General features: G+C 53.1%; 25 protein-coding genes, 1 tRNA gene and 1 riboswitch. Of the genes, 23 read left to right on the plus strand and 3 right to left on the minus strand.

Annotated elements, in window-relative coordinates; all coding sequences use genetic code 11:
* Positions 1-121: 121 nt before the first annotated feature.
* The 4 genes from panD to DU000_RS07805 are packed head-to-tail and all read left to right on the plus strand — an operon-like array spanning position 122 to position 4769.
* On the plus strand, positions 122-526 hold the full coding sequence (gene panD / locus DU000_RS07790; protein WP_114402840.1) for an aspartate 1-decarboxylase: 405 nt from the start codon (positions 122-124) through the stop codon (positions 524-526).
* Between the two features lie 21 nt (positions 527-547).
* Positions 548-2461 carry a dihydroxy-acid dehydratase gene (ilvD, locus tag DU000_RS07795; protein ID WP_114402841.1) on the plus strand — a complete coding sequence of 638 codons (1914 nt, stop codon included), beginning with the start codon at positions 548-550 and terminating at the stop codon, positions 2459-2461.
* A 55-nt stretch (positions 2462-2516) separates the two neighbouring features.
* On the plus strand, positions 2517-3674 hold the full coding sequence (locus DU000_RS07800) for a YjgN family protein (RefSeq protein ID WP_114402842.1): 1158 nt from the start codon (positions 2517-2519) through the stop codon (positions 3672-3674).
* Positions 3675-3692: 18 nt separating this feature from the next.
* Positions 3693-4769 (plus strand): M48 family metallopeptidase, encoded by a 1077-nt coding sequence (locus DU000_RS07805; RefSeq protein ID WP_114402843.1) that lies wholly within the window; start codon positions 3693-3695, stop codon positions 4767-4769.
* Between the two features lie 3 nt (positions 4770-4772).
* Here DU000_RS07805 and DU000_RS07810 read toward each other — a convergent pair whose 3' ends face one another.
* Positions 4773-5702, minus strand: a complete 930-nt coding sequence (locus DU000_RS07810) for a DMT family transporter (protein ID WP_240001840.1) — start codon at positions 5700-5702, stop codon at positions 4773-4775.
* A gap of 71 nt (positions 5703-5773) precedes the next feature.
* Here DU000_RS07810 and pyrF point away from each other — a divergent pair, with 71 nt between their 5' ends.
* The 10 genes from pyrF to DU000_RS07860 all read left to right on the plus strand — a co-directional run bounded on the left by pyrF (position 5774) and on the right by DU000_RS07860 (position 17573).
* Positions 5774-6598 (plus strand): orotidine-5'-phosphate decarboxylase, encoded by an 825-nt coding sequence (gene pyrF / locus DU000_RS07815; RefSeq protein WP_114402844.1) that lies wholly within the window; start codon positions 5774-5776, stop codon positions 6596-6598.
* A 134-nt stretch (positions 6599-6732) separates the two neighbouring features.
* Positions 6733-7419, plus strand: a complete 687-nt coding sequence (locus tag DU000_RS07820) for a response regulator (RefSeq protein WP_114402845.1) — start codon at positions 6733-6735, stop codon at positions 7417-7419.
* 7 nt (positions 7420-7426) lie between these two features.
* A complete protein-coding gene (locus DU000_RS07825) occupies positions 7427-9043 on the plus strand; it encodes a sensor histidine kinase (protein ID WP_114402846.1) in 1617 nt (538 codons plus the stop codon).
* A 77-nt stretch (positions 9044-9120) separates the two neighbouring features.
* Positions 9121-10779 (plus strand): MFS transporter, encoded by a 1659-nt coding sequence (locus DU000_RS07830; protein ID WP_240001841.1) that lies wholly within the window; start codon positions 9121-9123, stop codon positions 10777-10779.
* Positions 10780-11083: 304 nt separating this feature from the next.
* The gene (locus DU000_RS07835) at positions 11084-12058 is read left to right on the plus strand and encodes a TRAP transporter substrate-binding protein (protein ID WP_114402847.1); all 975 of its coding nucleotides are present in this window, start codon (positions 11084-11086) and stop codon (positions 12056-12058) included.
* 80 nt (positions 12059-12138) lie between these two features.
* Positions 12139-12657 carry a TRAP transporter small permease gene (locus tag DU000_RS07840; protein ID WP_114402848.1) on the plus strand — a complete coding sequence of 173 codons (519 nt, stop codon included), beginning with the start codon at positions 12139-12141 and terminating at the stop codon, positions 12655-12657.
* A gap of 2 nt (positions 12658-12659) precedes the next feature.
* On the plus strand, positions 12660-13949 hold the full coding sequence (locus DU000_RS07845; protein WP_192878468.1) for a TRAP transporter large permease: 1290 nt from the start codon (positions 12660-12662) through the stop codon (positions 13947-13949).
* A gap of 8 nt (positions 13950-13957) precedes the next feature.
* Positions 13958-15232: a glycerate kinase type-2 family protein gene (locus DU000_RS07850; protein WP_192878460.1), complete on the plus strand. Its 1275-nt coding sequence runs from the start codon at positions 13958-13960 to the stop codon at positions 15230-15232.
* Positions 15232-16662: a pyruvate kinase gene (gene pyk, locus DU000_RS07855; RefSeq protein WP_114402851.1), complete on the plus strand. Its 1431-nt coding sequence runs from the start codon at positions 15232-15234 to the stop codon at positions 16660-16662. The genes DU000_RS07850 and pyk overlap by 1 nt, the downstream gene beginning before the upstream one ends.
* A gap of 2 nt (positions 16663-16664) precedes the next feature.
* The gene (locus DU000_RS07860) at positions 16665-17573 is read left to right on the plus strand and encodes a LysR family transcriptional regulator (RefSeq protein WP_114402852.1); all 909 of its coding nucleotides are present in this window, start codon (positions 16665-16667) and stop codon (positions 17571-17573) included.
* Between the two features lie 133 nt (positions 17574-17706).
* Here the strand turns inward: DU000_RS07860 and DU000_RS07865 are convergent.
* Positions 17707-17780 (minus strand) — tRNA-Gly (locus DU000_RS07865).
* Between the two features lie 80 nt (positions 17781-17860).
* Between DU000_RS07865 and thiS the strand changes: the two genes are divergently transcribed.
* From thiS to trmB, 3 genes are read left to right on the plus strand one after another with little or no spacing between them, the layout of a single operon-like run.
* Positions 17861-18061 (plus strand): sulfur carrier protein ThiS, encoded by a 201-nt coding sequence (thiS, locus tag DU000_RS07870; protein WP_114402853.1) that lies wholly within the window; start codon positions 17861-17863, stop codon positions 18059-18061.
* Positions 18062-18079: 18 nt separating this feature from the next.
* A complete protein-coding gene (locus tag DU000_RS07875; protein ID WP_114402854.1) occupies positions 18080-18886 on the plus strand; it encodes a thiazole synthase in 807 nt (268 codons plus the stop codon).
* 4 nt (positions 18887-18890) lie between these two features.
* A complete protein-coding gene (gene trmB, locus DU000_RS07880) occupies positions 18891-19595 on the plus strand; it encodes a tRNA (guanosine(46)-N7)-methyltransferase TrmB (protein ID WP_114402855.1) in 705 nt (234 codons plus the stop codon).
* Between the two features lie 29 nt (positions 19596-19624).
* On the opposite strand, the gene DU000_RS07885 is transcribed toward trmB, so the two are convergent.
* Positions 19625-20449 carry an undecaprenyl-diphosphate phosphatase gene (locus DU000_RS07885; protein ID WP_114402856.1) on the minus strand — a complete coding sequence of 275 codons (825 nt, stop codon included), beginning with the start codon at positions 20447-20449 and terminating at the stop codon, positions 19625-19627.
* A gap of 179 nt (positions 20450-20628) precedes the next feature.
* Here DU000_RS07885 and DU000_RS07890 point away from each other — a divergent pair, with 179 nt between their 5' ends.
* The 6 genes from DU000_RS07890 (at position 20629) to thiC (ending at position 25724) form a co-directional block, all read left to right on the plus strand.
* Positions 20629-20889, plus strand: coding sequence for a BufA1 family periplasmic bufferin-type metallophore (locus tag DU000_RS07890; RefSeq protein WP_114402857.1), 261 nt, complete (start codon positions 20629-20631; stop codon positions 20887-20889).
* A 62-nt stretch (positions 20890-20951) separates the two neighbouring features.
* Positions 20952-21803, plus strand: coding sequence for an MNIO family bufferin maturase (bufB, locus tag DU000_RS07895; protein ID WP_114402858.1), 852 nt, complete (start codon positions 20952-20954; stop codon positions 21801-21803).
* A gap of 1 nt (position 21804) precedes the next feature.
* Positions 21805-22593: an HvfC/BufC N-terminal domain-containing protein gene (locus DU000_RS07900; RefSeq protein WP_114402859.1), complete on the plus strand. Its 789-nt coding sequence runs from the start codon at positions 21805-21807 to the stop codon at positions 22591-22593.
* Between the two features lie 48 nt (positions 22594-22641).
* The gene (locus tag DU000_RS07905) at positions 22642-23199 is read left to right on the plus strand and encodes a DoxX family protein (RefSeq protein ID WP_114402860.1); all 558 of its coding nucleotides are present in this window, start codon (positions 22642-22644) and stop codon (positions 23197-23199) included.
* Positions 23200-23355: 156 nt separating this feature from the next.
* A complete protein-coding gene (locus DU000_RS07910; RefSeq protein WP_205074038.1) occupies positions 23356-23550 on the plus strand; it encodes a hypothetical protein in 195 nt (64 codons plus the stop codon).
* Positions 23551-23678: 128 nt separating this feature from the next.
* Positions 23679-23777: riboswitch (TPP riboswitch) on the plus strand.
* A 33-nt stretch (positions 23778-23810) separates the two neighbouring features.
* On the plus strand, positions 23811-25724 hold the full coding sequence (gene thiC, locus DU000_RS07915; RefSeq protein ID WP_114402862.1) for a phosphomethylpyrimidine synthase ThiC: 1914 nt from the start codon (positions 23811-23813) through the stop codon (positions 25722-25724).
* Positions 25725-25746: the final 22 nt, after the last annotated feature.

Genomic DNA, 25746 nt, shown 5'->3' on the forward strand with positions numbered 1-25746 from the left:
CTAGGCGCCGCGCAGCGAAAGCTGAGATAGTACATAAAGTACAGCGAAGATTGAGCGAGCATGCAACAACGCAATTCGCTCGAAAAATGAATTTATTAAAGTGAACCATTAGGAGAAGGCGATGTTCCGCCATATGCTCAAATCCAAAATCCACCGCGCAGCGGTCACGCAATGTGAACTGCATTACGAAGGCTCGTGCGCGATTGATGAAGACTTACTCGATGCCGCGAATATTTGCGAAAACGAGCAAGTCCACATTTGGAACATCAATAACGGGGAACGTTTCATTACCTACGCCATCAAAGGAGAACGGGGTTCGGGCATGATTTCGGTCAATGGCTCCGCCGCCCGCCGCGCCAGCGTGGGGGACTTGCTGATTATTGCCGCTTTTGCGCAAGTGCATGAAAAAGATTTGCCTAACCACGAACCGCAGTTAGTCTTTGTGGATGAGCACAACAAACAAGTGGCCTTGCGCCACCATGTGCCCGTGCAGGCCGCCCCTGGCCACAGCACGGATGAGTGTTAATTGACGTCTTAAGAGGAAGCTATGCCTATCTATCGCTCTAAAACCACTACCGCTGGTCGTAACATGGCCGGTGCCCGCGCCTTGTGGCGTGCCACGGGCATGAAAGACGCTGACTTTAACAAACCGATTATTGCGGTCGCGAACTCGTTCACGCAATTTGTGCCAGGCCATGTGCATTTGAAAGACCTGGGTCAACTCGTGGCGCGTGAAATTGAAGCCGCAGGCGGCGTGGCCAAAGAGTTCAACACCATTGCGGTGGATGATGGGATTGCGATGGGCCACGATGGCATGCTGTATTCCCTGCCCAGTCGCGACATCATTGCCGACTCGGTGGAATACATGGTGAATGCGCACTGCGCTGATGCGCTGGTGTGTATTTCTAACTGCGACAAAATTACCCCCGGGATGTTGATGGCGGCAATGCGCTTAAATATTCCCGTCGTCTTTGTGTCTGGTGGCCCGATGGAAGCGGGCAAAGTGAAACTCGCTAACCCCCAAACCAAAGCGATTGAAATTAAAAAACTGGACTTGGTGGATGCCATGGTCATGGCCGGCGACAATAAAGTCTCGGAAGCTGATTTGGCCGAAGTGGAACGTTCAGCGTGCCCCACCTGCGGTTCTTGTTCTGGCATGTTCACCGCAAACTCCATGAACTGCTTGACCGAAGCGCTTGGTCTGTCCTTGCCCGGTAACGGCACCACCTTAGCCACCCACGCCGACCGCGAACAACTCTTCAAGCAAGCCGGTCGCCTGGTGGTGGAACTATGCAAACGCTACTACGAAGAAGAGGACGTGTCTGTATTGCCACGATCAATTGCAACCTTTGAAGCCTTCGAAAACGTGGTGTCTCTGGACATTGCGATGGGTGGCTCAACCAATACAGTGCTACACCTGTTGGCTACTGCGCGGGAAGCCGAGGTCAATTTCACGATGGCCGATATTGATCGCCTTTCGCGCCGCGTTCCAACACTCTGTAAAGTCGCCCCAAATACGAACAAATATCACATCGAGGACGTTCATCGTGCAGGCGGCATCATGGCAATTTTAGGGGAACTCGATCGCGGTGGGCTGCTTCACACTCAAGTTAGCACCGTCCATAGCAAGACCATGAAAGAGGCCCTAGAGCGCTGGGATGTGGCCCGCCACCCCACAGAAGACGTGATGACTTTCTACCGGGCTGGCCCCGCCGGAATTCCGACCCAAGTGGCTTTCAGTCAGAACACCCGCTGGCCATCGCTTGATCTAGATCGCCAGAATGGCTGCATCCGTAGCGTGGCGCATGCGTATTCCCGCGATGGTGGATTAGCGGTGCTCTACGGTAACTTGGCACTGGATGGCTGTATTGTCAAAACAGCAGGCATCGACGAAAGTATGCTGGCCGTCGAAGAATTGCGCTATACCACCAGTGTCCCGACCTCGACCCTGCGTGTGTTTGAGGGCCCAGCGCAAGTGTTCGAAAGCCAAGATGCGGCCGTTGAAGCCATTTTAGGTGACCGTATTCAGCCGGGCGATGTGGTCTTGGTGCGCTATGAAGGCCCCAAGGGTGGCCCCGGTATGCAAGAAATGCTCTACCCCACCAGTTACCTGAAATCCAAAGGGTTGGGCAAAGCCTGCGCCTTGCTGACCGATGGCCGCTTCTCCGGGGGCACGTCGGGTCTCTCGATTGGCCATTGCTCGCCCGAAGCAGCAGCGGGTGGGACGATTGGCTTGGTCCGCAATGGCGACCGTATCCGTATTGATATTCCCAATCGTAGTATCAATGTACTGGTCAGCGATGAAGAGTTGGCGCAACGCCGTGCCGAGCAAGACAAACTGGGCTGGAAGCCTGCGCAACCGCGCCCGCGCAAAGTCTCCGCGGCGCTGAAGGCCTACGCCAAACTCGCCACCTCGGCCGATAAAGGGGCGGTGCGCGACTTATCGCAATTAGACGACTAAGGTAAGAACCCAAACAGCCATCGCTGAGAATGGCTACCCGAGGGAGGCAGAAAGCATGACAACCGCAGACGACCAAGCAGCGCAAGCAGAACGGGCCTTTGCCCCAACGCAACCCTTTAATCGCGAGGAGGGGCCGGTAGCCCCGCCGCCGCACGCTGCGGCGGGAACGAACGCCGCAGTCACTGCGCCACTTCCCTTAACCTTTACGGGATCAGGCAGTGAGTACTTTCGTATCTGGATCATTAACCTGATGCTCTCCATCGTTACACTAGGCGTTTACTCAGCCTGGGCCAAGGTCCGACGTTTGCAATATCTGTATCGAAATACCCAACTGAATGGCTCACCATTTGATTACCATGGCGATCCAATGGCGATTTTGAAAGGACGGGCGATCGTTGTTGGTTTGGTGATTTTGAATAACGTCTTGGGCGGTTTACACCCGTTACTTGCGGCTTTCGCTGGGATCGCTTTGGGTTTAGCCTTGCCCTGGCTGATGATCCGCTCCCTGCACTTTCGGTTACGCAATACTAGCTATCGGAGCCTGCGCTTTGGTTTTTACGGCACTTACAAAGAAGCGATTCGCCTATTTTGGACCTGGCCGATTTTATTGGTCATTACCTTATTTACAACCTTACCCTTGTGGTTACAACGGCTCAAGACTTTTCAGACAAACCACAGCCAATACGGCGACACCGGCTTTAAATTTACCGCCAGCCCTAAAGCGTATTATGGCTTGTTTGCCCGCGTCGCGGGCTTGGCGCTATTGCCTCTGGTGCTCTTAAGTCTTGCCGCGACTATTATTGGCTGGGGGGCGCAGACACAAGGTGAAACGCTGGCGGTTGGCCTAGGCATCGGGCTTTTCGTGGCAGCAGGGATTAGCTATCTGATCGCCCTGCTGGTTGCTCGGCCCTTTTACTTGGCAAAGATGCAAAACCTAGTCTGGAACCATACCAAGCTTGGACAGCATCAGTTCAGTAGCCGGGCTAAGGTTTGGCCTCTCGTCAAAATTGTGGTGACAAATACACTGCTCACGCTGATCACGATTGGTTTGTATTACCCTTTCGCACAAATCCGCTTGCTGCAATATCGTCTCAGCGTTTTATCCTTGCAGCCCAAAGGCAGCTTGGAAACCTTTATTGCCGAGCAGCAATCCGAACATGGCGCCCTGGGCGAAGAAGCAGCGGAATGGTTTGATTTTGATTTATCGCTCTAAGCCATCGCAATAACCACTATGGCTACCCCCACCTTCTCCACAACCGGGTTCAGCAACATGGCAGCGCGCTACTTTGATGGCAAGCGCAGCCAATCTCACGATGTCACGCTGCGGGTCATCGACCAATCCCTCCATCTGGTCGATACCGACGGACAGCTAATCCGCACCGACGCCCTTGCCACATTGCACGTCTCTGAGCGGTTACAGCATGCGCCTCGCCTCGTTAGTTTCCCCGATGGCGCGCAGCTTGAAATCACTGACCATGCTGCCTTTGCTGCGTTACTCACGGCGACGGGTTTCCATGATCCCGTGGTCAGTCAGTGGCAACAAAGTTGGCGGGCGACCTTGATCGCCTTGTGCCTCACGCTCGTCTGTGTCGTGATCGGCTACCGCTGGGCCCTGCCAAAAGTCAGTGCGGTGATCGCCCATGAGACGCCGTATGAGTGGAGTGAAGCCCTCAGTAAACAAACCCTTCTGACACTGGAAAAAATGTGGCTCTCCCCCACGCAATTACCACCCTCCCAGCAAGCAGCTCTCACGCAATCCCTGCAAGCCATGGTTGCGGAACAAACTGACTTACCCCCCCTTAAACTACTTTTCTATCGCAGCCCCAGATTGGGGGCGAACGCCTTTGCCCTGCCTGATGGCACGTTGATTATCACCGATGAACTCATCAAGCTCACCAATAACACTGAAGAAGTCTTGGCTGTCTTGGCACATGAGGTTGGGCATGTCGCCGAGCGTCATGGGGTGCGTATGGCGGTACAAGCCAGTTTTGTTGGGTTTGTTATCGGTTGGTATCTCGGCGATATCTCCAGCGCCTTGGCGACGCTCTCAGGGACCCTGTTGGAACTTGGCTATTCGCGTGAATTTGAATTCGAGGCGGATGCTTATGCGGCAGAGCTCCTCCAGCAACACCAACGTTCACCGCGCTTGCTGGCCAATGCCTTAAGAAAACTAGCGGATACTGGCACGCCCGACACCGCTGAGGGCACCAAAGACGAGGTAGCGCGCCGGCCCGCCTTGGGCGAATATTTCTCGAGCCACCCCGATACCTTGGCCCGGATTACCCGTTTAGAGCAACACGCGCCTTAAACATCAAGACGCGTGCGATGCCGGCGAGGTTGCCGGGCGGCCAAGTACCATTGCCAGTGCAACGAGTAGCATCAGTAAGGCGGCATAATCTTGCCAATGGGGTCGTTCGCCCAACCAAAGCATACCCGCTACGACCCCGACCACCGGAATCAACATGATCGATAAGCTGGAGATCACTGGTGGTAACGTACGAGCCAAACGAAACCAAACCACATGACAAAAAGCGAAAACCACTAGGGCATTGTAAAGAATCTCCACCCATTCGCGCCCAGTTGGCCATAACCAACCCGGCCATTCCAACACGATTGAAGCAAGCCACATGCAAGGCGTCGTAATGACCAGCATCCACCAAGTTAATACAGTGGACTCCACCGGAATCGGCATTTTTCTGAGTAACACCGTCCCCAGCCCCCAGGCGGCTGCCGCAATTAGCATAAAGACCGTCCCAACAGGCGCAATTGCCAGCCGCTGCCACTCACTGGCCAGTAACAGCACAATACCAAGCGCACCGGCACACAAGCCAAGCCAATGTCGGCGAGCCAAGCGTTCGCGCAATAACCAGACTGCGGCCAACGCCGCCCATAGAGGCATCGTGTAACCCAACACCGCTGCCCGTCCCGATGCCAATAATGTCACGCCGTAGATTGCAAATAAGTGCCATATCACCATGTTGGGAATAGCCAGCAGGACCACGTCGCCCACATGTTGGCGAGGCATCAAACACGCTCGCCAGCCGCCTTTCTGACATAGCAACCATACGCCCAGGGCAATCACGCCACCAGTCATGCTGATGCTGCGAAAGAAAAGTGGCGGTAACTCGCGCACAGCATCTTTCATGACTGGCCAATTGATGCCCCAGAATAAGGTCAACAAAATGAGTAATAGCCCATCCCGCCAATTTTGCGGGCGGATTCGCTGTAACATCTGTGTCATTAGCATCATTGGTCCTGAGTCAACATGGGTTTGAATGTCCGGTTGCTTGGGCGTAAATAGGATAACTCACTGTGAACTACACCCAAGCACTTCAAACACGTTGGATTAACCATAACACATTGCTCTGTGTTGGGCTTGATCCCGACCCCCGAAAAATCCCGGCGCATTTACAAGATTACGATGATCCGTTACTGCATTTCTTGCGCAGCATCATCGACAGCACCGCTGACCTGGTTTGCGCCTTTAAGCCCCAGATAGCCTATTTCTCCGCTATTCACGCGGAAGATAAACTTGAAACTTTAATTGATTATATTCACCATAACTACCCCGGCATTCCGGTGATTCTAGATGCCAAGCGTGGCGACATTGGTGCGACCGCCGAACAATATGCACGTGAAGCCTTTGAGCGTTACAAAGCGGATGCAGTGACAGTCAACCCCTACATGGGTGGCGATACCCTCGAACCCTATTTGGCTTATTCTGATAAAGGGGTGATCGTGTTATGTCGCACCTCCAATCCTGGTGGTGATGATTTTCAAATGTTACCGGTGCCGGTGAATGGTCAAAGCCAACCGCTGTACCAATACGTTGCCCACAAAGCTGCCACGGCATGGAATCGCAACGGTAACGTCAGCCTTGTGGTGGGTGCAACGTATCCGGCAGAATTAGCCGCTGTACGCCAGATAATTGGCGACATGCCGTTACTCGTCCCCGGCATTGGCGCCCAAGGTGGTGATGTACAAGCGGCTGTGCAGGCAGGCAAAACCCCGCTGGGCAGTGGCTTAGTGATTAATTCTTCACGGGCGATTTTGTATGCCAGCCAAGGCGCAGATTTTGCCGATCAAGCCCGCGCCGTCGCACTCGCGACCCAAACTGAGATCAATCAATATCGCTGACCCGAAAACAGGGGGTAATGACATGAATCTCTCTGTTTACCTCCCCGTACTCCCCCGAAGTAAGGTCATGCGGTTACCTTTTCAAGCGTAGTCCGAAAGAGTAGACTGCAAGCGTTCAGAGGAGGAAATCAAGCATGCGTATCTTACTCGCCGAAGACGATCTGGTATTAGCGGACGGCCTCTCGCGGTCGTTGCGTCAGAGTGGCTATGCGGTGGACTGTGTGAATCATGGCGGGCAGGCAGATACAGCCCTCACCACACAATCTTATGATCTGTTGATCTTGGATCTGGGTTTACCCGTGCTGAATGGCTTGGAAGTGCTAAAGCGCCTGCGTGCCCGCAAAGGGCCACAAGCTAATTTACCGGTGTTGATTTTGACCGCTGCCGATGGCGTTGAGCAACGCGTGCAAGGCTTAGACCTTGGTGCAGATGACTACATGGCAAAGCCGTTTGCGTTGAATGAATTGGAGGCCCGCGTGCGTGCCTTAACTCGCCGTGCAAGCGGGACCAGTTCTCCCCTGATTCACCATGGCCCCTTGACTTACGATACGATCGGCCATGTGGCAACGCTACATGGGCAGCCTATTGAGTTATCGGCGCGCGAAGTAGGTCTACTTGAAATTCTCTTACAACGCAGCGGCCGGCTCGTCAGCAAAGAGCAGTTGGTAGATCATCTGTGCGAGTGGGGCGAAGAAGTCAGTAATAACGCAATCGAAGTCTATGTCCATCGCTTACGCAAAAAAATTGAGTGCGATGGCGTTCAAATCAATACCGTTCGCGGCTTAGGGTATTGTTTGCAAAAACCTCCTTCAGCGCAGTAAAGCACGCATGGCACGGTTTCCCTTGCGACGTCGCCAACGCGCCGAATCAGACAGCAACCCTCCCCCGGATGAAGCCTCGCGCTCACTGTTCGGTGAGATTTTAGACTGGATGCTTGCCCCCCTTCTGTTGCTCTGGCCCATGAGCATTGGGGTTACCTATTTGGTGGCTCAAGCGATTGCTAATGGCCCGTTTGATCGAGCGCTGGATGACAGTACTACGGTGTTGGCGCAACAGCTCAAGGTGATGCAGGGGCAACTCGTGCTGTCGCTGCCCTTGCCTGCACGAGACATTTTGCGGGCCGATGACACGGACAGTATTTACTTTCAAGTGTTGGGGAGTCGAGGGGAACTGTTAGCCGGTGAGGAAAACTTACCCTTACCCAATGAGGCTGAGAATAACGACTGGCAGCGCCAGCCATCACTCACCCATGTGGTCAGGCTACGTAACGATACCTTTAACGGTCAAGAGGTGCGCATCGCCTATACCTGGGTCAAGCCCGCAGCCTTGCCCACTGCCGCCCAGCCGGCGCTGGTCCAAGTCGCAGAAACCTTGGATAAACGCGGGCAGCTCGCCAATGAGATTGTGAAAGGGGTGATCCTGCCACAATTCATTATTTTGCCAATTGCCGTCATTCTGGTCTGGTTTGGCCTCACTCGTGGTATTCGTCCACTGGCCGAGTTACAGCAGCGACTGCGCGCGCGCCGATCCGACGATTTATCCGCGATTGATACGCGGCAAGCCCCCGAGGAGCTCACACCGTTACTGCATGCGTTTAATGATTTATTGCACAAGCTAGATCAGACCGTGAGCGGACAAAAACGCTTCATTGCCGATGCCGCCCATCAAATGAAAACCCCCTTAGCCGGGTTGCGGATGCAGGCGGAGTTAGCGCTGACTGAGCGTGATCCAGAACGCATCAAACATAGCTTGCGACTGCTGGCGCAGAGTACAGAACGCGCCACGCGGCTGATTAATCAGCTCCTGTCAATGGCCCGTGCCGAAAGCACTGTTGAAGGCAGCATGCAGTTTACCGTGATCGACCTCAACCAGTTGGCCAAAGAAACCATTCAAACCTGGCTGAATCGGGCCCTGGCGCAACAGGTTGACCTTGGTTTTGAGAGCCTAACCGAAGAAGCAGGACTGCCCGTACAGGTGATGGGAAACGCGACGTTATTGCATGAACTACTGAATAATTTAATTGACAATGCTTTCCGCTATGCGCTTCCAAGTCGAGGGATTGCCGTCATCACGCTACGCGTCGGCATGGACCTTGCCACCCAGCAGAATTTCATCGAGCTGGAAGACAACGGCCCTGGTATTCCCAGCACCGAGCGCACATTAATCTTTGAACGCTTTTATCGCGTGCTAGGTACGCAGACCGATGGCAGTGGTCTCGGGTTGGCGATAGCCCGTGAAATTGCGGCTTTGCATAATGCCCAAATTGAAGTTCTGGATCCCCGTATACCCAATACCCTGTCATCCAATTTGTCTCATGCAATGCAACAAGACTCACCGCCAATCTCTCCTAGCCGAACGGGCGTGCGGTTCGTGATTAGTTTTCCGCGATTTGTGCAACACAGCGAAGCCGAGCAAGCGAGCTTACGTTGGCACGAATCTTTGTAAGGAAAAGGTAAGTTCTTTCCTGAATGATGTAACAAGCAGGCAATGACTCTGCTCACAACACTTATCAGGAGACAGCAATGGCAAACGCGGCGATCAATCATGCTCCCCGCCCGATGACACCCGAGGAAAGAAAAGTTGTCCTCGCTTCGTCTTTGGGCACTGTATTTGAATGGTATGACTTTTATCTGTTTGGGGTGATGGCCGTCATCATCGGTAAGCAGTTTTTTGCGCCGCTTGATGAAGCAACCCGAGTTATTTTTACCTTACTCGCTTTCGCCGCAGGCTTCGCCGTGCGGCCATTTGGAGCGCTCGTGTTCGGTCGCCTGGGTGACTTGGTTGGCCGTAAATACACCTTCCTGGTGACGATTCTGATCATGGGCGCCTCCACCTTTGTGGTGGGCTTACTCCCCAATTACAACAGCATCGGCATTGCAGCACCGATCATCCTGATTTCATTGCGCTTACTACAAGGTTTAGCGCTTGGTGGGGAATATGGCGGCGCCGCTACTTATGTTGCAGAGCATGCGCCACATGGTAAACGGGGGGCTTACACCGCTTGGATTCAAACGACAGCGACAGTGGGACTGATGCTGGCGCTACTCGTAATTCTGGGGACTCGAACCACGCTCGGCGAAGAAAAATTTGCTGACTGGGGCTGGCGTATTCCTTACCTGGTCTCCATTTTCTTGCTAGGTATTTCGCTGTGGATCCGTCTGCAATTAAATGAATCGCCTGCCTTCAAGAAAATGAAAGACGAAGGGAAGCATTCCAAAGCGCCGCTCACCGAATCGTTCGGCCAGTGGAAAAATTTGAAAGTGGTGATTCTCGCCCTCATCGGCCTGACCGCCGGACAAGCCGTGGTTTGGTATACCGGTCAGTTCTATGCGCTTTTCTTCCTTGAGAAAATGCTCAAAATCGATGGTGCCACCGCTAACCTGATGATTGCAGCTTCATTGATTATCGGCACACCATTCTTTCTGCTGTTTGGCTCGCTCTCTGACAAAATCGGGCGAAAACCCATCATTATGGCCGGTTGCCTGATTGCAGCGCTCACCTACTTCCCCCTGTTCAAAGGACTCACCCATTACGGTAATCCGGCTTTGGAGGCGGCGCTGGCCAAGTCTCCCATCACAGTCGTGGCTGACCCAGCACAATGCTCTTTCCAATTTAACCCAACCGGGACCGCGAAATTCACAAGCTCTTGTGATGTCGCAAAAGCCTACCTGGCACAAAATGGCTTGAACTACACCAATGTTGCTGCAGGCAGTGGCGCTGTTGCCCAGGTCAAAATCGGGGAAACGGTTATTAATGCCTATGATGGGAAAGCACCTGATGCGAAAGCCCAGGGCGATCGCTTCAAGAAAGAAATGAGTGAAGCAATCAAAGCGGCAGGTTACCCAGCCAAGGCTGATCCAGCGCAAATCAATAAACCAATGCTGATCGTGTTGCTGACCATTATGGTGATTTACGTCACGATGGTTTACGGGCCCATCGCCGCGATGTTGGTCGAGCTCTTCCCCACCCGGATTCGCTACACCTCGATGTCGCTGCCGTATCACATTGGCAACGGCTGGTTTGGCGGCTTCTTGCCCGCGACATCGTTTGCGATTGTGGCGGCGCAAGGGGACATCTATTCGGGCCTATGGTATCCGATCATTATTGCAACAATTACGTTGGTTATTGGCACACTTTTCGTGCCAGAAACTAAAGATATCGACATTTACGCTGAGGATTAAGATAAAATCTGATCTCCCCTAGTAGCAACCTTAGCCCGCCTTTATGGCGGGCATTTTTTTGCCCCCCCCCCCTTTACTAGCAACAACGTCGCCCCAGCCTCCGCTGGATGATTCCAAATCGGGATCGGCGCCGCCATCACGCCAATACCCGTGTTTCTTGTGTTTATCGGTGATTGGTGCACCACAACATTCCACAAATCAATTTTTCAGATAACTATTTATCATTGGATAAATATATCGGTTCTCCTTACATTCCATCGCACGGTTTCATGCAGCCGTTCATACCAATTAATAGGAGACAAGAATGAAATTGTGGCAACCCCTTTTCGCAACTGCGCTCTCAGTCGCTCTCTGTGGGCAACTTCATGCCGATACCAAAACGCTCAAGCTGGGGCATCCCCAAGCACCGACCTCCGCCTTCCATGCGGGAGCCGTAGAGTTTGCCGAGCAGGTTGGAAAATTAACCAATGGGCGCTATAAGGTTGAGGTCTTTCCTTCTGGTTCATTAGGGGGTGAACGTGAGATGGTCGAATCGGTCCAGTTGGGAACCTTGGATTTTGTGGTGACCTCAACCGGCCCAGTCGGTAATTTTGTGCCAGATACCCTGATTACCGATATTCCCTTTTTATTTCGTGACTACGATCATGCTCGTAAAACGCTGGATGGCCCCATCGGACAGGAAATTTTGACTAAGTTCCCGGCTAAAGGGTTGGTTGGACTCGCCTGGGGCGAAAATGGGTTTCGTAACCTGACGAACAACAAAAAAGCGGTGAATGTGCCGGAAGATATGAAGGGGTTGAAATTACGCACGATGGAAAATCCTGTTCATATGACTGCTTTCCGCACTCTTGGCGCCCAACCGACGCCCATGGCATTTACCGAACTTTTCGGCGCCCTGCAACAGGGTACGGTTGATGGCCAGGAAAATCCCATTCCTGTGATTGTTTCTTCCAAATTCGGTCAGGTGCAAAAACATTTGACCTTAACCGGTCACGTGTACTCACCGGCGCTCATCATCACGTCCGTTCCGCTGTTTAATTCCCTGTCAGCAGCAGATAAAAAAGTGGTACAGGATGCGGCCAGACTAGGGGCAGCGAAGATGCGCGCCAAAGTGAATGAAATTGAATCCTCTGGGTTAGATGCCTTGCGCAAGGAAGGGGTGTCGATTGTCAGTACGATTGATAAAGCCAAATTTCAGAGCGCCCTGGAGCCAGCCTATGCTGAGTATGCGAAACGTTTTGGTGCAGACAAAATTGAGCGCATTAGGCAAGTGAAGTAATCAATCGCGTTAATGCGTCCAGGCTTGGCATGACCTCTGTTGTGCCAAGCTGAATTTTGAGGTTACCCGCTGAAATTCTTATGCAAAAAATTCAACATTTAATTTTAGAACTAAATCGCTGGCTCTTGATCCTGCTGCTGGGAGCGATGTCGATCCTCATTTTCACGAATGTGATTAATCGGTATATCACTGGTGCCGCTATCCCATGGGCCGAGGAAGTCGCCCGGCATATGATGATTTGGCTCACTTTCTTAGGTTGTGGCCTCGTTCTGCGCTTTGGTGGTCATATTGCGATTGATAATTTACAAGATGCGTTACCAACCAGAATCGCGCAGGGCCTGCGGATCATTGTGTTACTGATTTTGCTGGGCTTTTTTACTGCCTTAATCTATTTCGGCTATGTCTATGTGCAACGCACGATGTTGCAAACGACTGCCGCCACCGAAATTCCATTTGGCTACATTTATATGGCCATGCCGATTGGCTGTGGTTTATCGATCATTCATCTTCTCCTGATTGCCAAGCAATGGGTGCTACATCGCCAGTTTGAAAGTGATGCCGAAGATCAGTTTGATGCAACAGCGAGTGCTTCTCTATGAGTATGAGTTTAATTTTATTGTTATCGGTTTGTGTGCTGCTGGCTATCGGTGTACCCGTCGGCTTTTCGCTCGGTGTCGCCACAGCCTTCGCTGTGGTAGCCGTTGGAAAATATCCGATGCTGGTTGTTCTCAAGGAAACCTTTACCGGCATAGATAGCTTCCCACTCATGGCAGTTCCCTTTTTTATTTTGGCTGCCGAGTTGATGAGTGGTGGGGCGTTGACTGAAGTCCTCTTACGTTTTGCGGGCCAATTCGTTGGCCATAAACGAGGCGGGATTGGCTATACCAATATCATTTCGCTCACCTTTTTTTCCGGCATTTCGGGTTCAGCGCTGGCCGATGCCGCCGGACCTGGCTCCATGTTGATCAAGATGATGGATAAAGCGGGGTATGGACGAGCTTACGCAGGGGCACTAACCGCCTCAACGGCGATCGTTGGCCCCATCATTCCACCTTCAATCATCATGATTATCTATGGCTTACAGGATGAAAATGTCTCGGTTGGCGCACTGTTTGTTGCCGGGTTTATTCCTGGGATTGTGATTGCGCTAGCCATGGCGCTGGTGAACTGGTCGGTCTCTAAACAGCGTAACTACAAATCTGATGAGCCGATGCCAGCGCTCGCCGTGATTTTGAGCAATACCTGGCGCGCCATCCCCGCCCTCATGCTACCCGTGCTGATTCTGGGTGGCATGCGTGCGGGATGGTTTACCCCGACTGAAGCCTCTGTGGTCGCGGTATTCTATGCGCTACTCTGTGGTTTATTTCTCTACCGGACTCTCGCGTTCGCGAATCTACCAGCTATTTTGGCCCGCTCCGCACTGCTAACCGCGTCGGTGTTAATCATTATTGGTTTTTCGGCTTGTTTTGCGTGGGTGCTGACCATCGAACGTTTGCCTCAACTGGCGGCGGACTTGATCACCTCTTGGCAATTATCCCCTTGGATGTTGCTCATCGTGATTAATCTGTTCTTATTGTTGGTCGGCATCTTTATCGAGCCCTTACCTGCTGTGATGGTATTGGTCCCCATTCTTGGGCCAGTTGCAGCCGCTGCCGGGATTGATCCCATTCATTTCGCGATGGTTGTGATTTATAACTTGACACTAGGTATGATTACTCCGCCAGTTGGTGGGTTGCTATTCGTGACATCAAATGTGGCCAAAATCCCGCTGGCTGCGTTGACCCGCGAGCTGAAACCGTTTCTCTATGCCCATGCCTGTGTGCTGATCTTGCTGACGTTCATCCCAGCGATTTCCACCTGGCTACCAAATTTATTGGGTTTTAAATATTAATTGCCGCTATGGATCAAAAAGCCTTTTTAACGACACTGTTTCAGCAAGCCGTTCATGCTGTTGCCCCTGCCACCCTAATCTCCAAGCACTTGGGTCAGCTCGTTAAGCCGCCGGTAACGGGTAAAACATTGGTGATTGGTGCGGGTAAAGCGGCGGCGGCGATGGCGCACGCGGTCGAAAAAGCCTGGCAAGGTGAGCTCTCTGGGCTGGTCGTTACCCGCTACGGGCATGGCGCCCCCTGCCAGCGCATCGAGGTCATCGAGGCGGCACATCCTGTCCCAGATAGCGCAGGTCTGGCTGCCGCACAGCGGATTCTTTCACTGGTCCGCGGACTGAGGCCGGAAGATCTCGTACTTTGCCTAATCTCGGGTGGCGGCTCTTCATTGCTAACCCTTCCTGCGCCAGGGCTGACCTTGGAAGACAAGCGCGCCATTAACTTGGCCCTGCTGCGCAGTGGCGCGGCAATTGGAGAAATGAATTGTGTACGGCGGCATCTTTCCGCCATCAAAGGCGGACGTTTAGCACTTGCCTGTTATCCAGCGCAGGTGATTACCTTGCTGATATCGGATATTCCTGGCGATGACCCCTCGATTATTGCTTCCGGGCCCACGATTCCTGACCACTCAACCGCGCAGGATGCCTTGAAAATTATGGCCAAGTATCAGATTCCGCTGGCGGATCACGTCAGAACCGTGCTGGAAAATGAGGCCGCCCCTTGCCCGACCCCGGATCACCCTTTCCTCAAAAATTGCCGCCATCATGTTATTGGGACCGCCCAAATCGCCCTGGAAGCAGCCGCCGCTTATGCCCGCAGCCAAGGCATCACCCCCATTATTTTAGGGGGCAGCATTGAAGGTGAAGCACGCGATATCGCCAGTATGCATGCCGCCATTGCCCGACAAATTCTTACCTATGGGCAGCCTGGCACTGCGCCCTGTGTCCTGCTCTCAGGCGGCGAGACAACCGTGACCCTGCGTGGTGAGGGCCGCGGCGGCAGAAACGCCGAGTTTTTGTTGGCCTTAACCCAATCACTGCAAGGGCTGAAAGGGGTTTACAGCCTGGCCGGGGATACCGATGGCATTGATGGTACGGAAGCTGTCGCCGCGTACCTCGCTGGCCCCAATTCGCTAGATCGAGCCAAAGCGCTCGGGCTCGACGCGAAAAGCATGCTCAACGATAACGATGGTTATTCTTTTTTTGCCGCGCTAGAGGATTGCCTCATCACCGGCCCCACTCGCACCAATGTTAATGACTTTCGCGCAATTCTCATCGAGGAATCTTAATGGTCCGCACACGACACACCAAAATGATTGCCACCTTAGGGCCGGCCACCAGCACGCTGGAGCAAATCTGTGCGCTGGTTAAGGCTGGGGTGAATGTCTTTCGTCTAAACTTTAGCCACGGCACACATGCTGACCACGCGCAGCGTTACCGCTTAATTCGGGAAGCCGAATTAAGCTTGGGCGTACCTATCGGCATTTTGGGTGACTTGCAAGGTCCCAAATTACGGGTCGGTCAATTTCAGGACGGTAAAGTTAAGCTTGAGAACGGGTCAATATTCACGCTGGATAGCAACCCAGAAATCGGGAATGCCGAACGCGTTTATCTGCCCCACCCAGAAATTTTCACGGCCATCAAACCCGGCGAATTGCTCTTAATTGATGATGGCAAACTCTGCTTGCGTGTGGAGAGCGCAGATAGCGGTCAGATCACCACCCGCGTCTTGGTCGGTGGGCTGATTGCCGATCGCAAAGGGGTCAATCTACCGGGAACCTTACTTCCCGTATCAGCCCTCACTGAAAAAGACCGGCGCGATTTAGACTTTGCCCTCGGATTAGGGATAGATTGGATTGCGCTGTCATTCGTTCAGCGGGCACAAGATATCGAAGAAATTAAACACATCACCGGCAGACAAGTTGGCATTATTGCGAAACTTGAGAAACCCCAAGCGATTGAAGACCTTGAGGCCATTATTCAAGCAGCAGACGCCGTGATGGTCGCGCGGGGCGATCTTGGCGTAGAAATGCCGGTTGAAGCGGTTCCTGTGCTGCAAAAACGCATTGTGCGACATTGTCGAGAACAAGGTAAACCAGTGATTGTTGCGACACAAATGCTGGAATCCATGATTCATAGCCCCACCCCGACCAGAGCGGAAGCCTCTGATGTGGCCACAGCCGTTTACGATGGGGTCGATGCGGTCATGCTCTCAGCAGAATCGGCATCGGGCGCCTTTCCGCTTGAAGCGGTAACAGTGATGCATAAAATCATCCACAGCGTAGAATCTGACCCCTTGCAACAACCCCTGATGCAAGCGGTGCATGCCAAAAATAATGGGAGCACTACTGATGCGATTGGCGCTGCGATTAAGACCATCGCAGAACAATTACAAGTGACGGCCACCGTTACCTATACCAGTTCGGGCGCCAGTGCCTTTCGGGTTGCGCACGAAAGGCCGCCCTGTCCCATTATTGGCCTGACCCCTAGCATGGGTGTGGCACGACGCCTGTGCCTGGTTTGGGGCGTGCAACCCATACACTCGATAGATGCCACCTCCGTGGAAGACATGGTGACCAAAGCCACGCAAGCCGCAGGACAGCAAGGACTGGTTGCTGCAGGTCGCCCACTCACCGTTGTCGCGGGGATGCCATTTGGCGTGTCTGGTAGCACTAACTTGCTTAGAATCGTATGGCCTGACTCGGAAATGGCCGCATAACCATGGAAATTTATCAACTGCGCTCTTTCCTGGCGGTTGCTCGATTGGGGCACCTGACACGCGCCGCAGAAACATTGCACCTGAGTCAACCGGCCGTCAGCAAACATATCAAAGCCTTAGAGGAGGAGCTTGGCATTGCATTGTTTGAACGAACCACCAGTGGCATGGCGCTGACCAAAGCGGGGCAGCTGCTGCTGACGCAAGCAGAGCGGACACTGGTTTCCGCGGTCGAGCTCGTGAATATGGCGCGCAAGATGCGGGGTGAGGTTGCCGGGACGATCCGCTTAGGGACAATTATCGACCCCGAATATTTACGCTTGGGGGAATTTTTAGGCCAACTCCTCCAACATTACCCCATGCTGGATGTAAAACTGTCGCACGGTATTTCCGGCTGGATCTTTGAACAAGTGAGTGCTGGATTACTCGATGCAGGTTTCTACATGGGGGTCGTTAATGATGCCTCGATTGGCTCCATCGAGCTGCGTGACATGACTTATCTGGTGGTCGCACCACCACAATGGGCGTCGCAAATCGCAAAAGCCAATTGGCGGGAACTCGCCTGTCTCCCCTGGATTGGCACACCAAAGCAAAGCTCACAGCATCGCTTGGTCAAACAAATGTTTGAAGAACAAAATCTTGATATGACCATTGTTGTCGAAGCGGATCAAGAGGCGTCGATGCGTAATCTCGTCGCCTCGGGTGTTGGGCTATGCCTGATGCGCGATGACATTGCCCAGCAAGCAGCTGCCAGAGGCGAAGTCGTCATCTGGGAAAAGACCAAGCGGCCTACCACCCTATCGCTTATCTATTCACGCACACAGGCTGATCAGACCGTTATTCATGCAATTGAACAGGTGATTCGAGATGTTTGGGGGGTACCCCAGGATGTGCTTCAGCGGAGTGAACCCTGACAAGATATCTCAAACGATCCCCTACTTGCTCATGTCCACTCTCGAGAGACACAGTGTCGCTGTCTCACTATGGCGCAGGGTGGCGTCTCTAAAACTAAAAAAGCAAAACCCAGCACAAGCTGGGTTTCTAATTTGGAGCGGGTGATGGGAATCGAACCCACGTATCGAGCTTGGGAAGCTAGCATTCTACCATTGAACTACACCCGCAGATTTCGCGCATTAAGCCGACGACTCTTTGCGCAAAGAGGTAAAATTGTAGCCGATTTTTTTAGCCGTTGAGAACTAGCATGCAAGTAAAGATTAATGGTGAGCTAAAAACGCTGCAAAATGCGCGGACGGTTGCTGAGCTGCTGCGAGAGCTAGATTTGCAGGGTAAGCGGGTGGCGGTAGAACGCAATGGCGAGATTGTGCCAAAAAGCTTACACGCCAGCACGCCGCTGAATGCGGAAGATCAACTCGAAATCGTCGTCGCCGTTGGTGGTGGCTAATCTCAATAAGGTAGAAATATGCTCAACAACGATACCCACGACACGCTCACCATTGCCGGTAAAGCTTACACCTCGCGCCTCCTGGTCGGCACCGGCAAGTACAAAGACTTTGCGCAAACCAAGGCAGCGATTGATGCCAGTGGCGCGAACATTGTGACGGTAGCGATTCGCCGCACCAACATTGGCCAAGATGCGAATGCCCCCAGCTTGCTGGACTATTTGCCCCCGAGTGAATACACCTTGCTGCCGAATACAGCGGGCTGCTACACCGCCGATGATGCGATTCGCACCCTGCGCTTGGCGCGTGAACTATTGGACGACCACCGCTTAGTCAAGCTCGAAGTGCTGGGTGACCCGCACACCCTCTTCCCGAACATGGCCGAAACCATTGCCGCTGCGAAAGTGCTGGTGCAAGAGGGCTTTGACGTCATGGTGTATTGCAGTGATGACCCGATTGCGGCCAAACAACTCGAAGAGATTGGCTGTGTGGCGGTGATGCCGCTGGCATCGCTGATTGGTTCGGGCATGGGCATTTTGAACCCATGGAACCTGCAACTGATTTTAGAAAAAGCCAAGGTGCCGGTGATTGTGGATGCGGGCGTCGGCACTGCTTCCGATGCGGCGATTGCGATGGAGCTGGGCTGCGCTGGCGTGCTGATGAACACAGCCATTGCCGCCGCGCAAGACCCGATTTTGATGGCCCATGCGATGAAGCTGGGCGTAGAAGCGGGCCGAGCCGCTTACCTCGCAGGCCGCATGCCGAAAAAGCTGTATAGCGCGACGCCCTCTTCACCCACTGCTGGCCTGATTACCCCCAGCAAATAAGCCTATGACTGACAGTACGCCCAACATCCCCCTCACGCTCGCCCGCCGCATTCGCAGCTACGTGCTACGACAAGGGCACTTATCCCCCGCGCAGCAGCGTGGCATGGATGAGTTTTACCCCGTGTATGGCTTGCCCTATACCGGCCAGCCTTTAGATTTACCGCAGATTTTTGGTGAACGCGCCGCGCAGCCCTTAATTGTGGAGATTGGTTTCGGCATGGGCACGGCCACGGCGCAAATTGCGCAGGCTCGGCCTCACGATAACTTTATTGGGATTGAAGTGCATTCGCCCGGCGTGGGCAGTTTGCTGAACATCATTGCCGGCCAACAGATTGCAAACCTGCGCGTGATTCGCCATGATGCAGTTGAGGTACTGGAAAACATGATTCCCGCCCAGTCGCTTGCGGGCATTCATGTGTACTTTCCCGACCCTTGGCATAAGGCTCGGCACCACAAACGCCGCTTGATTCAAGCCCCGTTTGTGAAGCAATTGGCCGAACGCCTGCGTCCAGGTGGCTATTTGCATTTAGCGACCGACTGGGAAAACTACGCGGAGCAAATGCTGGCAGTACTCTCCGCTGAGCCACTGCTACAAAACACAGTCGACGGCTACGCGCCTAAGCCGGACTACCGCCCCACCACCAAGTTTGAAACGCGGGGGTTGAAGCTGGGGCATGGGGTGTGGGATTTGGTGTTTACTCGCATTTAGTGGGAAAGATGCGAACAACACAGCATCACTCAATGCCATGCAATCATGCCTGTATGAGCAGTGACTAAAATAACAATGCCAAAAGCAATCCGATACCACGCAAACACCACGAAACTGTGCGTGCTCACATAACGCAGCAACCATCGCACACAGACTAGAGCACTGATGAAAGCGGTCAATAAGCCCACCGCAAAAACGGGGATATCTTGCCAAGCGAGTAAGTGGCGTTGCTTGAGTAGCTCATACAGGCCCGCCAAAATCAGCGTGGGAATCGCTAGAAAAAAAGAAAATTCGGTTGCTGCTTTGCGAGAAAGGCCAAATAGCATGCCCCCCATGATGGTAGCGCCAGAACGACTGGTGCCGGGAATCAAGGCAAACGCTTGCGCCAACCCCAGTTTCACTGCATCACTTAAACTCATTTCGTCAACAGTCTGCACCCGAGGTTGACAATTAGCTTGACGCCGCTCAACCCATAGAATAATCAAGCCGCCCACGATAAAAGCAATCGCTACCGGCACCGGTGCAAATAAGACTGCTTTGATTTGTTTACCAAAAAGTAGGCCTAATATAGCCAGGGGTAAAAAGGCCAGGGCGATGCCGAGCGCGAACCGCTGAGCGCTTGGCTCGTGCCACAAACCAGCACAGGTTGCTGCTAAACGGCGGCGGTATTCCCAGCAAATAGCGAGAATGGCGCCTGTTTGAATAAAAATTTCAAACAATTTCCCTTTTTCATCGTGCATGCCCAATAAGCTACTGGCCAAAATCAGATGGCCCGTGCTTGAAATGGGCAAAAACTCGGTCAATCCTTCAACCACGCCCAAGATCGCAGCTTTAATTAGCAGTATTTCATCCATTCTTTATCCCTATATACATCCCTCAATTGGGCGGCATTATCGCTCATAGGGCGAATTAAAACCTTGCGTTCCGATTTTTTTTACGGCAAGGTGTAAGGACAGTTAGACCTCCCAGACTAACTGAGGTGGATTCATTCACACCGTTTATTTACTGAAACCGATTCATCAAGAGGAAAATCATGGACAAACAAGTACTGCTTCGCTCTGCTTTTGCATCCCTAGTCGCACTCGGTCTAAGCAGCACCCCAGCCCTCGCGCAAAAAGCCGAAAAAGAGAAGTGCTACGGTGTCGCCAAAGCAGGCGAAAATGATTGTGCTAGCGCCAACGGGAGTCATTCCTGTGCGGGCCAGGCCAAAAAAGACATGGATCCCAACGAGTGGAAATATGTGGCCAAAGGCACCTGTGAAAAAATGGGTGGCAAGCTCAAAGCAGGGAAATAAACGCTTGGCCTTATAACAGCGGTCATTCACCCCAGGATTACCGCTGTTTCTATGTCATTCCTATGCCTCACTCAGCTCTAGCAACGACAGCGGTCGGCATTGGCTGGCGGCAACCCCATTACCGGGAAGTGCTTGATACATCCCCTGCGCTGGATTTTTTAGAAGTCCACAGCGAAAATTTTTTCATGGCTGGTGGCCCGTCGGTACGCGCCCTAGAAGCCGCCCGCGCCCAATATCCCATTAGCTTGCATGGCGTCGGCCTCGCCTTGGGCGGCGCGGATGATGCCCGCCCTAGACATCTCGATAAACTGGCCAATTTAGTCCAGCGCATTGAACCGGCCTTGGTCTCTGAGCATCTTTGCTGGGGCGGCGTCGCCGGTAATGTGCTGAACGATTTGCTACCTTTGCCCTATACCGAAGAGGCATTAGCCTTGGTGAGTAGCCGCGTGCAACAACTTCAAGAACGCTTGCAACGCCCGGTGCTCATAGAAAACCTCTCACAGTACATTCAGTACCAGCACAGCACTTTGATTGAAACCGAGTTTTTAGCCGCGCTGTGCGACCGCACTGGCTGCCAGATTTTGCTGGACGTGAATAATTTATATGTAAATGCCCAGAACTTTGGTTTGGATTTTACAGACCTACTCGCGCCGCTACGCACCGAGATGATTGGGGAAATTCACCTGGCCGGACATTTGGTGACGCCAGAATGTTTAATTGATAACCACGGTAGCCGTGTATGCGACGCGGTCTGGGGGTGCTACCAAAAGACACTACAGCGCTTTGGCCCCAAACCAACACTGATTGAGTGGGACACCGATATTCCCCCGCTGGCGACTTTGCTGGCGGAAGTCGCTTTGGCCACTGAGCAAATGGCGCAAAGCACCGCCCCATCTATGGCTGAACGCACCTAAAATGTCGATACTCTCCTTAACCGCACTTCAGCACACATTTACCGCAGGCCTCCGCCAGCGTAGTGCGGAGGCCGCACTCTACCCCTGCTTAGTGGGCTCTGCGGAACAGGTGAGCGAGCGGCTGGCGATTTACCGCGGTAATGTGCTGGCGAATTTAGAAAGCGCCATGCGCAACACCTACCCTATCTGCGCCGCGCTCGTCGGCGACGAGTTTTTTGCGGGACTGACTCGCGCGTACTGGCAGGCCCACCCCAGCCAAAGCGGTGACTTGGGGGAATTTGGTGAACAGTTAGCGGCCTTTTTAGAAACGTTTACCCCCGCGCAAGACCTACCCTACTTAGCCGACATCGCCCGCTTGGAGTGGGCGCAACACCTCGCTTATCGGGCTGCCGACCATACCCCGCTTGACCTCACGCAACTGGCATCCCTAGCCCCTGACTCGCTGACGGCATTGCGGGCGCGCTTCCAACCCGCCTGCCAATTGTTAGCGCCCACTTACAATATTTACCCAATATGGGAAGCACATCAGCCCGACTATACCGGCGATTGGGCGATTGATTGGCAGGCCCCCGCTGAGCCGCTAATCATCTACCGTGAAAATTGGGTTGTCAGGATTGCGCCACTGGATCGACCAAGCTTTGTGTTCTTGCAAACGTGGCAACACCATACCCTGGGCGATGCCTTGGCGCAGGCGACTGCGGCAGCTAGCATAAATGGACTGACCTTTGATTTAAACGATACGTTAATCAAATGGGTCAGTCTCGAAGTAATCACTCACATAACAACGTAGTGCCGGTCAGCGCGATTGATCCAGCACAGCCCCATCAGAGAGGATGTCATGACCCTACCCGTTTTCCTAACTGCTTCATATGCACGCTTACAGACTATTTGGCAAAGTATCGAATCCTATGCGCAGAGCGCGTTACTGCTGCTATTGCGACTGCATTTGGTACAAGTATTCTTTTTGGCTGGACTAACCAAAATCCGCGATTGGGACACCACCATCGCCCTGTTTACCGATGAATACACCGTGCCCTTCCTGCCCCCCGCCCTCGCCGCGGCTGGCGGTGCCTTTGGGGAGCTGGTATTCCCTGCCCTGTTGTTAATTGGCTTAGCTGGGCGTTTACCCGCGCTGGGTTTGTTTGCCGTTAACTTGGTCGCGGTGATTTCCTACCCCAGCGCCTTATTTCCTGAAGGCTATGAACTGGCCACCCAGGCCTGGCATAGTGAATTGCTCGGGCAATTTTTAGGCATGTTTTACCAGCCCATGACCCCCGCCTTAAAAGACCACTTTTATTGGGGGCTGCTGTTACTGGTATTAGCGGTGTTTGGCAGTGGGCGCATTGCGATTGATCGTTTTCTATGCAAAAGCTACGACTCAGTAAAAAAAGATTAATTTTTTTGTTATTTCGCCCTTAAGTTTTTGGCTGAAAGGTCGAAATAGCACCATAGACGTGTTCTGTTTCTATATTCAAGTCTAGATATTCTTGTTATGCTGTAAGCGTAGGTTGTCTTTGGTAAACCGATGGCAAACGCGCAGGAGCATAACAAGATGTTTAGCACCCCGACCTTCCAGACAAAAAACTACCAAATTTTCTTTGATCCCCGTAGCGGCGAATTAGCGTTTGCCCGCAAAGGCGAAGAAGTCATGCACCTCTGCGGCAAGCTGGATAAGCCTGAAGAGCGCGCGCTGTTCCAGCAAGATCCACAAGACCCCCTCTCTTATTTGCAAACTATCAGCCGGTAACTTATCCCGGCCTTCGCTCCGAGGACTATTCACGGGGCCTAAGCTAGGGCCTTGTAACGTGGGCGCTACTCGTTCACTCCGGCCTCGACGTTTGCTTTATTGCTCAGATTCCAGTATTGTTGCGGCTATCTATTCGGCAGGGGTCCGCGCCCTTAGGGTTGCGGTGAGAAATACCCTCTGAACCTGATGCGGACAAATCCGCCGTAGGGAGCCGAGCCATCTCTTCTTGCGTTCGGCTCCCGTTTCATTTTGGAGCTGTTATGAATGCCAATCCACAATTTTTAGCTGCCACCGCCACCGTTGATGAGGCGGCCGTTCAGCCTTTACCCAATTCACGCAAGATTTATGTGCAAGGTTCGCGGGCCGATATTCAAGTCCCGATGCGCGAGATTAGTCAGTCGGATACCCCCACCTCGTTTGGTGGCGAGAAAAACCCCCCGATTTATGTGTACGACTGCTCCGGCCCGTACACTGATCCAAACGCCAAAATTGATATCCGCTCTGGCCTCGCGCCATTGCGCGAAAAATGGATTGAAGAGCGTAACGACACCGAATTACTCGCAGGCCCCACCTCCAAATATGGTCAAGAACGGCTGGCCGATCCCAAGCTGGCAGAACTACGTTTCAACTTGAAACGCCAGCCGCGCAAAGCCCAAGCAGGCAAAAATGTGAGCCAGATGCACTATGCGCGCCAAGGCATCATTACCCCTGAGATGGAATACATTGCCATCCGCGAAAACCTGCAGCGCCAACAATATTTGGAATCATTGCGCACCAGTGGTCCGAACGGCGAAAAACTAGCGAAATTGCTGGGCCGCCAGCATCCTGGTCAATCGTTTGGGGCGAATATTCCCGCCGAAATTACGCCGGAATTTGTGCGCAGCGAAGTGGCGGTAGGGCGGGCGATTATTCCCGCCAACATCAACCACCCCGAAATTGAGCCCATGATTATTGGCCGCAATTTCCTCGTCAAAATCAACGCCAACATCGGCAATAGCGCAGTCACATCCAGCATTGGGGAAGAAGTCGAAAAAATGACCTGGGCGATTCGCTGGGGTGGCGATACCGTCATGGATCTCTCCACCGGCAAACATATTCACGAAACACGCGAATGGATTATTCGCAATTCCCCCGTCCCGATTGGTACCGTGCCGATTTACCAAGCCCTCGAAAAAGTGAATGGCAAGGCCGAAGACCTCACCTGGGAAATCTTCCGCGACACGTTGATCGAGCAAGCCGAACAAGGCGTGGACTACTTCACCATTCATGCGGGCGTGCTGTTGCGCTATGTGCCGCTCACCGCCAACCGCATGACTGGGATTGTCTCGCGTGGCGGCTCCATTATGGCCAAATGGTGTTTGGCGCATCACAAAGAAAACTTTTTGTATACGCACTTTGAAGAGATTTGCGACATCATGAAAGCCTATGACGTCAGCTTCTCGCTTGGCGACGGCTTGCGCCCCGGCTCAATCTGGGATGCAAATGATGAGGCGCAACTCGGCGAACTCCGCACACTCGGTGAACTGACCCAAATCGCTTGGAAGCACGACGTGCAAACCATGATTGAAGGCCCCGGCCATGTACCGATGCAGCTCATCAAAGAAAACATGGATATTCAGTTGAAAGAATGCTTCGAGGCGCCTTTCTATACGCTCGGCCCCCTGACGACGGATATTGCGCCGGGTTACGACCATATCACCAGCGCGATTGGGGCTGCCCAAATTGGTTGGTATGGCACGGCGATGCTGTGCTATGTGACGCCCAAAGAGCACCTCGGCTTACCCGATAAAAAGGACGTGAAGGATGGCATCATGGCGTACAAAATTGCCGCCCATGCCGCCGACCTCGCCAAAGGTCACCCTGGCGCGCAGATTCGCGACAATGCGCTCTCCAAAGCACGTTTTGAGTTCCGTTGGGAAGATCAGTTTAATCTCGGGCTAGACCCCGATACCGCCCGTGAATTCCACGACGAAACACTGCCTAAAGACAGCGCCAAAGTCGCGCATTTCTGTTCCATGTGCGGCCCGCATTTCTGCTCGATGAAAATTACGCAGGATGTACGAGACTTTGCCGCCAAGCAAGGCGTTAATGAAGCAGAAGCGCTGCAAAAAGGGATGGAAGTAAAGTCGGTTGAGTTTGTGAAGCAAGGCGCGGCGTTGTATCACAAAGCTTGAGTCACATTAATCGCTCTTACTC

This window comes from Parvibium lacunae (assembly GCF_003335215.1).
In the GTDB taxonomy this organism is placed as follows: Bacteria; Pseudomonadota; Gammaproteobacteria; order Burkholderiales; family Burkholderiaceae_D; genus Parvibium; species Parvibium lacunae.

Bases quoted from the DNA above. Each gene is read 5' to 3' on its own strand.
- panD (WP_114402840.1), top strand. From the start codon at position 122: ATGTTCCGCCATATGCTCAAATCCAAAATCCACCGCGCAGCGGTCACG.
- ilvD (WP_114402841.1), top strand. From the start codon at position 548: ATGCCTATCTATCGCTCTAAAACCACTACCGCTGGTCGTAACATGGCC.
- DU000_RS07800 (WP_114402842.1), top strand. From the start codon at position 2,517: ATGACAACCGCAGACGACCAAGCAGCGCAAGCAGAACGGGCCTTTGCC.
- DU000_RS07805 (WP_114402843.1), top strand. From the start codon at position 3,693: ATGGCTACCCCCACCTTCTCCACAACCGGGTTCAGCAACATGGCAGCG.
- DU000_RS07810 (WP_240001840.1), bottom strand. From the start codon at position 5,702: ATGACACAGATGTTACAGCGAATCCGCCCGCAAAATTGGCGGGATGGG.
- DU000_RS07820 (WP_114402845.1), top strand. From the start codon at position 6,733: ATGCGTATCTTACTCGCCGAAGACGATCTGGTATTAGCGGACGGCCTC.
- DU000_RS07825 (WP_114402846.1), top strand. From the start codon at position 7,427: ATGGCACGGTTTCCCTTGCGACGTCGCCAACGCGCCGAATCAGACAGC.
- DU000_RS07830 (WP_240001841.1), top strand. From the start codon at position 9,121: ATGGCAAACGCGGCGATCAATCATGCTCCCCGCCCGATGACACCCGAG.
- DU000_RS07835 (WP_114402847.1), top strand. From the start codon at position 11,084: ATGAAATTGTGGCAACCCCTTTTCGCAACTGCGCTCTCAGTCGCTCTC.
- DU000_RS07840 (WP_114402848.1), top strand. From the start codon at position 12,139: ATGCAAAAAATTCAACATTTAATTTTAGAACTAAATCGCTGGCTCTTG.
- DU000_RS07845 (WP_192878468.1), top strand. From the start codon at position 12,660: ATGAGTTTAATTTTATTGTTATCGGTTTGTGTGCTGCTGGCTATCGGT.
- DU000_RS07850 (WP_192878460.1), top strand. From the start codon at position 13,958: ATGGATCAAAAAGCCTTTTTAACGACACTGTTTCAGCAAGCCGTTCAT.
- pyk (WP_114402851.1), top strand. From the start codon at position 15,232: ATGGTCCGCACACGACACACCAAAATGATTGCCACCTTAGGGCCGGCC.
- DU000_RS07860 (WP_114402852.1), top strand. From the start codon at position 16,665: ATGGAAATTTATCAACTGCGCTCTTTCCTGGCGGTTGCTCGATTGGGG.
- thiS (WP_114402853.1), top strand. From the start codon at position 17,861: ATGCAAGTAAAGATTAATGGTGAGCTAAAAACGCTGCAAAATGCGCGG.
- DU000_RS07875 (WP_114402854.1), top strand. From the start codon at position 18,080: ATGCTCAACAACGATACCCACGACACGCTCACCATTGCCGGTAAAGCT.
- trmB (WP_114402855.1), top strand. From the start codon at position 18,891: ATGACTGACAGTACGCCCAACATCCCCCTCACGCTCGCCCGCCGCATT.
- DU000_RS07885 (WP_114402856.1), bottom strand. From the start codon at position 20,449: ATGGATGAAATACTGCTAATTAAAGCTGCGATCTTGGGCGTGGTTGAA.
- DU000_RS07890 (WP_114402857.1), top strand. From the start codon at position 20,629: ATGGACAAACAAGTACTGCTTCGCTCTGCTTTTGCATCCCTAGTCGCA.
- bufB (WP_114402858.1), top strand. From the start codon at position 20,952: ATGCCTCACTCAGCTCTAGCAACGACAGCGGTCGGCATTGGCTGGCGG.
- DU000_RS07900 (WP_114402859.1), top strand. From the start codon at position 21,805: ATGTCGATACTCTCCTTAACCGCACTTCAGCACACATTTACCGCAGGC.
- DU000_RS07905 (WP_114402860.1), top strand. From the start codon at position 22,642: ATGACCCTACCCGTTTTCCTAACTGCTTCATATGCACGCTTACAGACT.
- DU000_RS07910 (WP_205074038.1), top strand. From the start codon at position 23,356: ATGTTTAGCACCCCGACCTTCCAGACAAAAAACTACCAAATTTTCTTT.
- thiC (WP_114402862.1), top strand. From the start codon at position 23,811: ATGAATGCCAATCCACAATTTTTAGCTGCCACCGCCACCGTTGATGAG.